The sequence below is a fragment of the Xanthomonas graminis pv. graminis genome (assembly GCF_030168915.1).
Taxonomy (GTDB): domain Bacteria; phylum Pseudomonadota; class Gammaproteobacteria; order Xanthomonadales; family Xanthomonadaceae; genus Xanthomonas_A; species Xanthomonas_A translucens.
On sequence record NZ_CP076255.1, the window covers coordinates 419695 to 431952 of the forward strand.

Genomic DNA, 12258 nt, shown 5'->3' on the forward strand with positions numbered 1-12258 from the left:
CCGCGGAACCACGAACCCGCCTCGACCGGCTGCGGGCGGTGCACCGCGCAGCAGGATGCGAAGACTGGATCAGCGCGCGAGGTCGGGCGGCTGGAACAGCGCATCCGCCTGCGGGCCGTACTCGACGTGCTGGATGTCCCACTGCTGCGGTTGCTCCAGTCCGGTCTTGCTGCGGTAGGTGAGCACCAGACCGGTCTCGCGGTCCAGCCACATCGTGCCCTGCCGGGTCATCCCCGGGCCGCCCGGATTGACCAGGCGATAGCGCCACTGCACCGCGGGCCGGCCTGCACGCAGACCGCTGTCGCTACGCCGGCAGTCGGCGAAGATGCCCAGGCCCGCGCAGGGGTGTTCCGGGTCGAAGCGCAGCGGCCAGCGCATGCCGGGGACCGGCATGGCGCCGCCCTGCTGGCCGACGATCCAGCCGGCTGGCGCGTCCTTCGCCAGGATCAGCGCATACGGCGTGCCGCTGGCATCCTTGAACTGGATGCGCAGCGCATCGTCGCGGAAATAGACCGTCACCAGCTGCGAGGCGCCGCGCGGCTGGATCCGGCTCAGGCTGCCCAACTGATTGGTCATGACCTGCGCCACGCCGGACAAGGCGCCATCCGCGGCGCAGGCCGCGCCGACGATGGTCTGGCACAGCAGCGCAACCGAGGCCAGCAGTGAAAATCTCTGCATCACTGGTCCAGATTCCCCTGCTTATAGATCGGCGACTGCATGCGCACGATGGCGTAGCTCTCGATCGGAAGGCGCTTGCTGAAAGCGGGGAGCGTGGACGATTCGAACGTGTCAGGTTTCAGATATTCCGACTTTCCTCCCAGCACCCAGCCGACGAAAGGAACGACCAAGGGCGCGTCATAGACCACCTTGACCTTGAGGATGTTGGCGTCCTGGACGTTGACGCCGCTGCTGCCGACCGCGTCGCTGCGATAGGCGAGCGTGTCGTTGGGCAGCGCATAGCGGCCGTCGTACTGGCGCTCCCGAAAGTTGTTCCACGCGGCGCGGGTCGGATTGATGACGGTAATGTGGCCGTGAAGCGTAAGGTCGGCCAACGCCTTGCCGTACGCCAGTTCCAGCGCGGCCTGCCCGGTGTCGTGCGCGTACAGCGGCATCATGCCCTTGGCCAAACCGTTGCGCATCTGCATGCGATCCACCCCGCTCACCGCGCCGGCACGCGCGGCCAGCAGCGCGGCGTAATCGAGCGTGGACTTCATCCGGTACAGCAGTACCGCCTGGATAACGGCCAACAACAGGAACAACAGCACCGGCGTGATGATCACCAGTTCCACCATGGATTGGCCGCGTATCGACGAGCGGCTGCGCGGTGCGCGGACGCGTGCTTTCATGACCAGGCTCCCGTGTCCGAAGGCGCGAGCGTGGTGGCGCGCCAGTGCCAGTGTTCGCCGCGTTGCGGTTGCAGGCGGTCCAGCGCACCGCCATGGAACTCGATGGTGGCCGCGGCGTGTCGGCACAGCGCGGCCCGGTACGGCTTGACGTTCTCGCGCCACTCCAGCACGGCGTTGTCGCGTGTCAGGAATACCAGGTCCAGCGGGTAGACCATGCCGATGGTGTGGACGCTGGCGCAGGGGCGGATCAGCAAGGCCTCCGATCCGTCCGCGGCCAGCGCCGGGCGCGCCAGCAGCCCGCGCGCGCGCGACCACCAGGTGTCCGCCGCCCACACGCGCGGGATCGACGTGCCGCCGCTGCGTTCGATGCATCCGCGCTTCACAGGATGCCCTCCTGCAGCATCTTCAAGTAGATGAAGTAGCCCAGGAACAGGAAGATCAGCGGGAAGAAGAACATGACCAGCGGCAGCATCATCTTCACCGGCGCCTCCAGCGCCAGCTTCTCGGCGCGCAGGAAGCGTTCCTCGCGGCGCTGGTTGGCTTGCGCACGCAGCGTATCGCTCAGGTTGGCGCCGACCCTGTCGGCCTGGATCAGCGCGCTGGTGAAGCTGGTGATTTGTGCGATGTCCATGCGCTCGGCCATGCGCCGCAATGCCTCGGCACGCGGCAAGCCGGCGCGTAGGTCGCGCAGCATGCGCGAGAACTCCTGCGACAGCGCGCCGGCGGGGCCCTTGGCCACCGCCTGCTCGATGCCGCCGGTGACGTTCAGGCCGGCCTCGACCGACATGGTGATGAAATCCAGATAGATCGGCAGGTCGCGCACGACGGTCTTGTGCCGCGCCTTGCGGCGTTCGCCCAGCCACAGGGCCGGGTACAGCCAGCCGAGCAGGCCGCCGAACATCAGGCACATCAGGCCCGAGCCGATGCCCAGATGGCCGAGCATTCCGGTGCACAGCAGGAAGAAGGCGATCACCACCAGCGCGCTGGCCATGCGCAAGCCGTAAAATTCTTCCGGCGACAGGGTGTAGTCCTGGCCAGCCGCCTGCAGGTGCCGATGGGTCTGCTCCAGTTGCGCGACCCTCAGATGCGGGGCGATGCGCCGGGTCAGCACGGTCACCAGCGGCCACATCAACTGCATCAGCCGCGGCAGGGGATCGTAGTAGGTACGGTCTTCGAGCTCGACTTCGCGGATCACCCCGCGCGTGCCGATGACCACCAGCGCGACGGCACCGGCGGCCAGAAGCGCGACGAGGGCGAGCATCCACGTCATACGTCGATCGTCATGATCTTCTTGCACAGGCGGTAGCCCAGGTATTCCATGACCAGGCAGATGCTGATCACCACCCAGCCGTGCCAGTTGTGGAACATGGGCCGCATGGTTTCGCTGTACATCAGGCTGAGATAGCCGATCAGGAACACCGGCAGCATCGCCATCACGATGCCCTGCAGGCGGCCCTGCGCGGTCAGCGACTTGACCTTCTTCTCCATGGTCAGGCGCCGGCGCAGCGTCTCGGCCAGTGTCGCCAGGGTTTCGGCCAGGTTGCCGCCGACCTCGCGCGAGATATTGACCGCCGAGACGAACAGCTCGGCATCGGTGATGGGGACGCGTTTGCTGAAATTCTCCATCGCCTCTTCGGCGCGAATGCCCATGTGCTGTTCGCGCAGCACCAGCGCCAGTTCCTGTGCCAGCGGCGGCTGCCCGTCTTGGACCAGTATCTCCATCGCCGGCGCGAAGCCGACGCCGGCGCGCAGGCTGCTGGACAGCATCTGCAGCGCGTCGGGAAGCTGCTCCTGGATCTGCTCCAGCCTGCGCTTGCGCAGGAACGCGTAGATCTTGCGTGGCGTGAAGATCAGGAAGATGCCGATCAGCACCGCGATGATCAGGCTGCCGGTCAGCATCCAGATGATCAGCGGAACGAGCACCATCACCACCGCGCTGATCATGTAGACCTGCGCGGGATCCAGGAACAAAAACATGTCCGTCAGGTTCATGCGCGCCTGGTCCATGAAGCTTTCGCGGTAGCGCTTCAGGAACCGCTCGCCGGAGCGCGCGATCAGCACGAACGCCATCACGGTCCCGGCGAACACCAGCAGGGCGATCAGCCAAAGTGCCATCAGCGCGCGCTTCCCTGGTTGCGGAAGATGCCCAGGTCCACCGACACGCCGCGTTCGGCGAGCTCTTCGTAGAACTCGGGCACGGCGCCGGTCGCGACGAAGTTGCCGGCGACCTTGCCGTCCGGGCCGTGGTAGGTGGTCCTGATTAGCGCTGTGTCTCAGCTGTCGTACGCAGTTGCTGCTCTGTGAGCCTTCCCGCGCCGGCCAGGGCACTGGCCAGGCGCGGCACCATGGCGGCCAGGTTGAAGCGGCGATTGAAGCGGTAGGCATGCGCATGCAGGTAGCGCGCGCCGTATTTGGGGAAGTCCACCGCATGGTGGGTGCCGCTAAGCGCCGTTTTGAGATTGCCCAGGATCGTATTGACCCAACGCAGACGAGGCTGCTGGACGCCTTTGCGGCCGCTTCCGGTCACGATGGCATCGTGGGTCAGGCCTGCCCAGCCCACACCGGTGAACGCTGTCAGCCCATCACTGACGACATGGGTGCCCGGTGCCAGTGCCTGCTGAGCCCACGTGTGCACGACGCTTCTTCGGAAGCTGGAGACCACATCCAGGCGGAGATAGCGCGGGCGCCCTTGATGCAGGGAAACCGCTGCAATAAACGGCACTTTATTGCGCCACTGCGGTTGGCCTGGACCACCGGCGCGTTCGCCGCCCAGATAGGCATCATCGATCTGGACCTCTCCGTCGAGCCGGCGTGACTGCTCACGATCGGCCATCGCCGACATCACTTTGTGCTTGATCCGCCATGCAGTGCGATAGCACACGCCCAGTTGCCGAGCCAGTTCCAGCGCAGCAATTCCGTTCTTGGCTTGGCTCACCAGATAGATGGCCAGCCACCACACCCGCAAGGGAAGCTTGGTGTCTGCCATGGGCGTGCCGGCGGTCAAGCTGGTCTGTACCCGGCAGCGCGCGCACTGCCACAGGTGCTGGCGTCCCCGCTCAAAGCCACTGGCATGCGTGTGTCCGCACTGCGGACACACGAAGCCATTGGGCCACCTGGCCTGAACCAAGGCCTCGACACATTGCGCCTCGGAGCCGTAGCGGCTCAGAAAAGCCGGAATCGAAAGCCCCTTTTGGAACTGGATCCGATTGAGCGTCATCGCCGTATCTCACTGAAGAACCTGCATTTCTAAACCAAGGCAGCATCACCAGCTGAGACACAGCGCTAATCAGGGTAGGTGGTGGGTTTGAACAGGAACAGATCCTGCATCTGGATGGTGCCGCTTTCGATGCCGGTGATTTCGGTGATGTGGCTGACCTTGCGCGAGCCGCAGGGATAGCGGCGCTGGTGCACGATGAGGTTGACCGCCGAGGCGATCTGTTCGCGCACGACCGCCATGGGCAGTTCCATGCCGGCCATCATCACCATCACCTCCAGGCGCGACAGCGTCTCGCGCGGGTTGTTGGCGTGCGCGGTGGTCAGCGAGCCTTCGTGGCCGGTGTTCATCGCCTGCAGCATGTCCAGACATTCGCCGCCGCGGCACTCGCCGACCACGATGCGGTCGGGGCGCATGCGCAGCGCGTTCTTGACCAGGTCGCGGATGGTGATCTGACCCTTGCCCTCCATGTTGGCGGGACGCGCCTCCAGCGCCACCAGATTGGGCTGCACCAGCTTGAGTTCGGCCGCATCCTCGATGGTCACCACGCGGTCGCCATCGGGGATGAAGTTCGACAGGATGTTCAGCAGGGTGGTCTTGCCCGAGCCGGTACCGCCGGACACCACGACGTTGCGGCGCTCGCGCACCGCCATGATCAGGAAATCCAGCATCGCCTGGTTCAGCGAGCCGTACTTCAGCAAGTCCTCGCCCATCAACCGGCGCGTGGCGAACTTTCGGATGCTGATGCTCGGCCCGCGCAGGGCGACGGGCGGGATTACCGCATTCACGCGCGATCCGTCCTTGAGGCGCGCATCGACCAGCGGCGAGCTTTCGTCGATGCGCCGCCCCAAGGGGGTAACGATCCGCTCGATCGCGGCCAGACAGGCGCGTTCGTTGGAGAACACCACGTCCGATTTCTGGATGCGCCCGGCACGCTCGATGAAGATGTCGTCGTGGGCATTGACCATGATTTCGGTGACGGTCGGGTCGTCGATCAGATCTTCCAGCGGCCCCAGTCCGATTGCCTCGTCCAGCACCTGCTTGGCCAGCCGGCGCGGGTTGATGTCGGCGGGCAGATCGCTGAACTCACGCTTGAGGATGTCGTCGATCAGGTTGATCGTGCTGTCGCGCAGCGCGCTGTCGCCCATGCTGCGCACATCCATACGCCGCAGATCCATCTGCTGCACCAGCGCCATGTGCAGTTTGGTTCTCCAGGTCGCGATGTCCGACGGCGGCGGGCCTGCCACGACCATGTCGGTCGCCGCAGGCACGGCAGGCGCAGCGGCGGAGGTGGCCTCGGTCGTCGATGCCGCCGCCTCCGCGGCCCTGGCCGCGCTACCGTCGTTGGCGGCCGGCGTCTGCCTGGCGATGCGCGCCTCGTCACCGCTGACCTTGAGCATGTACTGGCCGATGCGGCTCTCGTCGCTGCCGTCGATCGGGCCCTGCTTGGCCAGCACCACCTTGCCGTTGAGCGTAATCGGCTCGCGCCCGCCCAGCGGCAGGATGAACACGCCTTCCTCCTCGCGCAGCAACGTGGCGTGTTTGCCGGCAATGTTCCAGCCCTGCAGCATGACCAGATTGGCATCGGCGCGGCCGATGCCGCACTCGCGGTGCATGCATTTGACCTGTCGCGTATCGCCTCCTGGGGTAGTGATCAGCACTGTGAACATGATGACGGTGGACCCTTCGCGCTGCGTGGGAATTACTTGATCAACTTGTCTTGTCTGGGGTTGATGTCGTCCTGCAACGCTTTCTCGATCGCGTCGCCACGCCGCAGATCCTGCAGGTTCTCCGGCGAGGTCGGGCTGACGATGCGCGGGGTCACGAAGACCACCAGTTCGGTCTTATTGCCACGGAAGCCGTCGGAGCGGAACAGCTTGCCCAGGATCGGGATGTCGCCCAGCAGCGGCATCTTGTCCACGGCCTTGGAGGCCTCCCGATCGAGCAGACCGGAGATGACGATGGTCTGGCCGGCATTGACGTTCAGTTCGGTCTCGACGCGCCGGGTCAGAAAGCCGGGCACGCCCTGCACCGACACCGACGGATCGATCCTGCTGACTTCCGCCATGATCGAGGTGTTGACCTGATTGGAGGAATTGACCGTCGGGTTGATGTTGAGACGGATGCCGTATTCCTTGTATTCGATCTGGGTCTGCCCAAGCACCGAAGGCACTACGATCGGCACTTCGCCGCCGACCAGGAAGGTCGCATTGCTGCCGCTCTTGGCGCTCAGCTTGGGCTGCGCCAACACCCAGGCCTTGCCGCGGCTCATCAGCAGGTTGATCTTCGAGGCGATCGTTGTGGCGATGCCGAAGTAGCCCTGCGGCCCGGGCAGCTTGGTGGGCAACCGATCCTTGATGTCCTGAAAGGTCTGGTTGTCCTGCGGCAGCACGCGGAAGTAATTGTTCGTGGTCACGTCGCGGATCAGGCCGCCGATCGGACCATCGATGGTGCTGTCCCAGCGGATGCCCAGATCCTCCACGGCGTTCTTGTTGAACTCCATGATGGACACGTCCATCTGCACCATCGGCCGCATGCCCACCGGGTCGGCCCCGGCGAAGTTCAACACCTGCGGGTAGATCTTCTGCAAGGCCTGGATCTTCGCCGTTGTAGCGGCATCGATGTCGTTGCCGGAGATCACCACATTGGCGCCGATGGCCCGCACGGCGACGCCCGGCGTATTGCCCAGCAGTTCACGCACGGTGTCCGCAGCACCCTCGGACTTGCTGCCGCTCACCGTCACGTTGACGTCGCGCTGGCTGCCATCGGACATCCACAAGTGCACGTTGGTGTCGCCGGGCTTGGTGCCGATCATCACCAACTCCGACTTGCCGACCGAGAAGACGCTCAGGACCTCGCCGTCGCCGACCGCGATACGGCGCAGTGCACCCGGCACGCGCCGCACCACTGCCTCGCCGGCATAGATGCTTTGCGACGGCTGGATGAGCGGCGCGATCGAGGGCTTCCTGTCGCCGGCCAGGGCGACGCCGCCGCCCGCCGTCGAGCCGCTGTTGCCCAGTTCCTGGATCGGCGATTCGGCCGCCTGCTTGAGCTGGTCTACCTGGCGGCCTTGCGCCATCAGCCGCGCCTGCTCCGCCGACGGGATTTCCGTCGTCTGGCCGGCCGCTGCTGCGGTGCTCTGCCCGGCGGGCTGTGTCGCCGCCGCGGACGTTGCGGCCTGTTGGGCCGATGCGTTCCATCCGCCGATGCCCGCCAGCAGCAAGCCGGCCAACCATGGCGCCGATGTCCCGGCCTTGCTCCTGCGACGGCGTGCTGCTTGCCTCATGCTCAACCCTTTCCGCCAATGATGAATTCCACGCGGCTGCTTCCGCTGCCCATGCTCTCCGGATCGCCCGATCCCAGCGATCGCAACAACTGACTCTCGCTCATGCCCGTCGCCGCGCCGGGCGAGGTGTCCTGTACTTCGCGCAACAGCACGCGGACCGCGCCCACCTTGGAGGCGACGGCCAACTGCTTGGCCTGGTACTGATCCAGCTCCAGGGTGACGCTGGAGAAGCCGGTGGACGTGTTGGATTCCTCGCCTTCCTTCGGCGTCGGCACCTCGCCGATGCGGCTGCCGGCCGCCAGTACCTTGATCTTCTGCAGCAGCGGGAACACCTGCGCGCCCGCTGCCTGGCCGCCAGCGCCACCATCGCTGCCGGTGGGGGCGTCCTTGACGAAGAAGATGTCGATCAGGTCGCCTGGCGCGATCATGCCCGAGATCGAATTGTTCTCGTCCACGCTCATCGTGTAGGCGACCTTGCCCCTGGGAATCAGTCGCGAGAACTGGTCGTACAACGGGACCAGGGCACTGGCGCTCAGCGGTGCGCCGCCACGCGCCGGTGCCCGCAGCATCCTGCCTTCGAACTGGGCGTGGTTGTCCGGCGTGACCGCATCGGCGGGCGCGAATTCGGCAGGGACCGTGCGCAGGGCCAGATCGCTGCCCTGCAGGATCGTCCCCTGCGGCAGATCGTTCACGGGTACCGCGACGTCGACCATCGGCCGATTGTCCTGGGTGCGTTCGGCCACGGTGGTGCGGATGTAGCTGACCGCGATGAAGGCGGCCAGGCCGGCCATGACCACCGCGATCAGGATGAAAAGGACGTTCTTGCTGAGTTTGGGTTTCTGCATGAAGAGGCGCCGTCGGGTGGGTCATCGCGAGGGAAGGGGATCAACCCACCGGCACGTCGGACGCCGAGATGGCGTAGACGAAGGCGGCATAGAGATCTTTCAGGGCTGTCGCCAGTTCGGTGATCACATCGGGCTTGGCGATCAGCACGATCGCCAGGGCCACGACCACCACGGTGTATTCGATCGTGGACTGGCCGCGTTGCAGGTGTCGGCCAGGCACGGCGAGCGCGTTCATTCGACCACCGCCACGATCACGGTGCCGGTCTGCCCTCGGCTCGCGGTGACCGTCACGCGATCGTCCTGCCGGGTGAAACGGGAAACGCAATGCGGGCTGCTCGCCGTACACGCCGACGAAGAGCCGTCGCGGGCATAGCCCTGCGCCGCGAAGTGCCGCGCGTAGTACTGTTGGTTCTGCAGCGGGGTATAGCGGTTGAGCATGCTCAGTGTCCTGACGTGACGCGGCGTATCCATGTAGACGATGTCCTCGGCGACCTGCGTGTCAGGTAGGCGCCCGAAGCCTTTGCCGACCTCGCCGGCGGGAAGATCCTTCTTCGGAATTTCCATCACCCCGATCTGGCCCTGCGTGCGATTGGCGTCGCCGCTCAGTTCCACCGTGATGTAATAGCCGCTCTTGGTCATGTGGCCGAGCACGGTCTTGCTGCCGGCCGGCGTCGCCACAACCAGATCGCCCCATTCCTTTCGATAGAACTGCTCGACCTGCCGCGGCGACTGGGCGACGCTGAAACGGCTGGCGCGCATCGCGATGCCGTTGTAGAGCATGTGATCGGACACGACCTCCCCCGAGGCCCTGATTAGCGCTGTGTCTCAGCTGGTGATGCTGCCTTGGTTTAGAAATGCAGGTTCTTCAGTGAGATACGGCGATGACGCTCAATCGGATCCAGTTCCAAAAGGGGCTTTCGATTCCGGCTTTTCTGAGCCGCTACGGCTCCGAGGCGCAATGTGTCGAGGCCTTGGTTCAGGCCAGGTGGCCCAATGGCTTCGTGTGTCCGCAGTGCGGACACACGCATGCCAGTGGCTTTGAGCGGGGACGCCAGCACCTGTGGCAGTGCGCGCGCTGCCGGGTACAGACCAGCTTGACCGCCGGCACGCCCATGGCAGACACCAAGCTTCCCTTGCGGGTGTGGTGGCTGGCCATCTATCTGGTGAGCCAAGCCAAGAACGGAATTGCTGCGCTGGAACTGGCTCGGCAACTGGGCGTGTGCTATCGCACTGCATGGCGGATCAAGCACAAAGTGATGTCGGCGATGGCCGATCGTGAGCAGTCACGCCGGCTCGACGGAGAGGTCCAGATCGATGATGCCTATCTGGGCGGCGAACGCGCCGGTGGTCCAGGCCAACCGCAGTGGCGCAATAAAGTGCCGTTTATTGCAGCGGTTTCCCTGCATCAAGGGCGCCCGCGCTATCTCCGCCTGGATGTGGTCTCCAGCTTCCGAAGAAGCGTCGTGCACACGTGGGCTCAGCAGGCACTGGCACCGGGCACCCATGTCGTCAGTGATGGGCTGACAGCGTTCACCGGTGTGGGCTGGGCAGGCCTGACCCACGATGCCATCGTGACCGGAAGCGGCCGCAAAGGCGTCCAGCAGCCTCGTCTGCGTTGGGTCAATACGATCCTGGGCAATCTCAAAACGGCGCTTAGCGGCACCCACCATGCGGTGGACTTCCCCAAATACGGCGCGCGCTACCTGCATGCGCATGCCTACCGCTTCAATCGCCGCTTCAACCTGGCCGCCATGGTGCCGCGCCTGGCCAGTGCCCTGGCCGGCGCGGGAAGGCTCACAGAGCAGCAACTGCGTACGACAGCTGAGACACAGCGCTAATCAGGCCCCGAGGCCGCGTCCGGGACCGGGACGTCGGGCCAGTCCACGGCACGCACCGGCTGCGACGCCAGACCGGACAGCAGCGCGCCCAGCGCGCTCGTGCGCATGCGATGGCAGACCCGCGCGCTCATGGCTTGACCGGCTTGATCGGAGAGTTTGCCAGCTTGTCCGCGGGCACGATGTCCGGCTCGATGGTGCCCAGTTCCAGGTCGCCGAGGGAGCCGACCATCGGCAGGATGGGCTTTAACGGCTTTACCATGTCGAAGATGCGATCGAGACCACTGAAGTACGACACCGGCGCCAACGGACGCACTGCGCTGACCACGCTACGCGGTCCGCTGCGCGGACCGGAAGCATTCCAGGCATCCGTCAACAGGGTCTGGTGGCGCTTGTCGACCAGATTGAGATTGTCCAGCGGTTCCAGGAAACGCGCAGGTCGCCCATCCGTTGTCTTCAGGTCGCGATAGTTCAGTGCCACCTCTGCAGTGACATAGCCGTTGCGATTGGGGGGGAACGCGTTGTCGGCAAAATTCTGCGGTACCAGCGCGGCCGCGTTGTCGACATAGCCGGGCGAACCGCCGTTGCTGGTCCGCGTGATTGACAGGTCGCTTTTTTCCAGTAGCTTCCTGTTCGAAAAAGTATTGAGCATCTGGTCGGCGAAAGCGCCACTGCTGCTAGACACGCGACTAGTAATTGGCGTATCGGCATCGGCAAAGCTGCGGTCCAGCGCTCGTTGCTGCAACAGCGCGCGGCCCGGCGGTTGATAGTTGTTGGCCACGCTGGCCTCCCAGGCGGCATTGCGTGCAGCCTGCATCGCCATCTGCTTGCTATGCCCCAGTTTGGCGACGACGGGAATCAGCAGGAACAGCGGCACGAGCAAGGCGGCACACACCGCCAGCTCCACCATCCCCTGTCCGCGCATCCTGCGCGCTGGTGAAAAGAACGTCGTCTTCATCCTGCGTCCTCCTAATTTTCTTCCTTCCCACCCGCCACGTTGGAAGGAATCAGGCCGCTGCCGAGGCTGAACGATTTGACCTGCAGCAAGCAACCGTTGCCACCCTGGAGCGGCTTTGCGTCCAGTGGAATGGACTGCAGATAGTTGCCTGCGCCGTCAACCGTGCAGCCAGCAACATCAGCTGGCGAATCGGAAAAGCCCCACTTGATGCCGCCAGACCACATGCACACTTCCTGCTTGCCGTTTTGCCAGCGCGTGCACGGCTGTCCCTTGATCTGGCTCTCGCCCGCCAACTTCCAGCCAATTGACTGAACATTCTGACGCTCTTGGGTTCGGGCGTCGCTATCCAGCGCGGTGTACATGCCGCTCGTGTCTTCGACACTGCTCTTATCCGTGTGTTGCTCAAGCTTGATCATGCAGGTGGCTTGCGCGCTGTCGCCGTCGACGCCAAGCGTCCAACTGACCTGATGTGCGAACTGGCGGTGGGCGTCGATCATGATCTCGACCTCGCCTGTTCCCAGCTTCGCCTCTTCTTCTGCGGAGAGCGCACGCATAGGCATGCCTGAACTACGACAGGCATCCAGCTTCGCCTGATAGTTCTTGCGCTCCCAGTTTTCGCCTCCCATGCGCGATTCCCATGTCAGGATCACGTGGAGTGCGGGTAGTAACTTGACGCCACTTTCGGAGGACGAAGATTCTTCGCCGCTATTGCCTTCTGCCGCATCATGCGATTGGCAACCTGCGGTGAAAGCGAGAGAAGCCATGCACACAAGT

14 protein-coding genes are annotated in these 12258 nt (G+C 64.6%); 1 reads left to right on the top strand and 13 read right to left on the bottom strand.

The features are described 5' to 3' along the window. Positions 1 to 69: 69 nt before the first annotated feature. From KHF85_RS01790 to KHF85_RS01840, 11 genes are all read right to left on the bottom strand, one after another. Positions 70 to 678, bottom strand: coding sequence for a hypothetical protein (locus KHF85_RS01790; protein WP_284568291.1), 609 nt, complete (start codon positions 676 to 678; stop codon positions 70 to 72). Further along, positions 678 to 1346, bottom strand: a complete 669-nt coding sequence (locus KHF85_RS01795) for a TadE family protein (RefSeq protein ID WP_142742913.1) — start codon at positions 1344 to 1346, stop codon at positions 678 to 680. The genes KHF85_RS01790 and KHF85_RS01795 overlap by 1 nt, the downstream gene beginning before the upstream one ends. Next, complete coding sequence (locus tag KHF85_RS01800; RefSeq protein WP_284568292.1) at positions 1343 to 1729, bottom strand: DUF192 domain-containing protein; 387 nt, start codon at positions 1727 to 1729, stop codon at positions 1343 to 1345. The genes KHF85_RS01795 and KHF85_RS01800 overlap by 4 nt, the downstream gene beginning before the upstream one ends. Next, positions 1726 to 2616 carry a type II secretion system F family protein gene (locus KHF85_RS01805; protein ID WP_003480289.1) on the bottom strand — a complete coding sequence of 297 codons (891 nt, stop codon included), beginning with the start codon at positions 2614 to 2616 and terminating at the stop codon, positions 1726 to 1728. Before KHF85_RS01805 ends, KHF85_RS01800 begins: the two co-directional genes overlap by 4 nt. After that, on the bottom strand, positions 2613 to 3461 hold the full coding sequence (locus KHF85_RS01810) for a type II secretion system F family protein (RefSeq protein ID WP_284568293.1): 849 nt from the start codon (positions 3459 to 3461) through the stop codon (positions 2613 to 2615). The genes KHF85_RS01805 and KHF85_RS01810 overlap by 4 nt, the downstream gene beginning before the upstream one ends. Before the next feature lie 145 nt (positions 3462 to 3606). Beyond that, a complete protein-coding gene (locus tag KHF85_RS01815) occupies positions 3607 to 4563 on the bottom strand; it encodes an IS1595 family transposase (protein WP_284566649.1) in 957 nt (318 codons plus the stop codon). A gap of 65 nt (positions 4564 to 4628) precedes the next feature. Beyond that, complete coding sequence (locus KHF85_RS01820; RefSeq protein WP_284568294.1) at positions 4629 to 6176, bottom strand: ATPase, T2SS/T4P/T4SS family; 1548 nt, start codon at positions 6174 to 6176, stop codon at positions 4629 to 4631. A gap of 86 nt (positions 6177 to 6262) precedes the next feature. Further along, complete coding sequence (locus KHF85_RS01825) at positions 6263 to 7639, bottom strand: type II and III secretion system protein family protein (RefSeq protein WP_284568295.1); 1377 nt, start codon at positions 7637 to 7639, stop codon at positions 6263 to 6265. A gap of 209 nt (positions 7640 to 7848) precedes the next feature. Continuing rightward, a complete protein-coding gene (cpaB, locus tag KHF85_RS01830; RefSeq protein WP_284568296.1) occupies positions 7849 to 8691 on the bottom strand; it encodes a Flp pilus assembly protein CpaB in 843 nt (280 codons plus the stop codon). A gap of 40 nt (positions 8692 to 8731) precedes the next feature. Then, positions 8732 to 8926 (bottom strand): hypothetical protein, encoded by a 195-nt coding sequence (locus KHF85_RS01835; RefSeq protein WP_284568297.1) that lies wholly within the window; start codon positions 8924 to 8926, stop codon positions 8732 to 8734. Further along, the gene (locus KHF85_RS01840) at positions 8923 to 9483 is read right to left on the bottom strand and encodes a hypothetical protein (protein WP_284568298.1); all 561 of its coding nucleotides are present in this window, start codon (positions 9481 to 9483) and stop codon (positions 8923 to 8925) included. The genes KHF85_RS01835 and KHF85_RS01840 overlap by 4 nt, the downstream gene beginning before the upstream one ends. Before the next feature lie 89 nt (positions 9484 to 9572). On the opposite strand from KHF85_RS01840, the gene KHF85_RS01845 reads away from it, so the two are divergent. Next, on the top strand, positions 9573 to 10529 hold the full coding sequence (locus tag KHF85_RS01845) for an IS1595 family transposase (protein ID WP_284566649.1): 957 nt from the start codon (positions 9573 to 9575) through the stop codon (positions 10527 to 10529). Between the two features lie 127 nt (positions 10530 to 10656). Here KHF85_RS01845 and KHF85_RS01850 read toward each other — a convergent pair whose 3' ends face one another. Together KHF85_RS01850 and KHF85_RS01855 are read right to left on the bottom strand one after the other, a co-directional pair. Beyond that, positions 10657 to 11484 carry a TadE family protein gene (locus tag KHF85_RS01850; protein WP_284568299.1) on the bottom strand — a complete coding sequence of 276 codons (828 nt, stop codon included), beginning with the start codon at positions 11482 to 11484 and terminating at the stop codon, positions 10657 to 10659. Between the two features lie 11 nt (positions 11485 to 11495). Continuing rightward, the gene (locus KHF85_RS01855) at positions 11496 to 12248 is read right to left on the bottom strand and encodes a hypothetical protein (protein ID WP_230950752.1); all 753 of its coding nucleotides are present in this window, start codon (positions 12246 to 12248) and stop codon (positions 11496 to 11498) included. Positions 12249 to 12258: the final 10 nt, after the last annotated feature.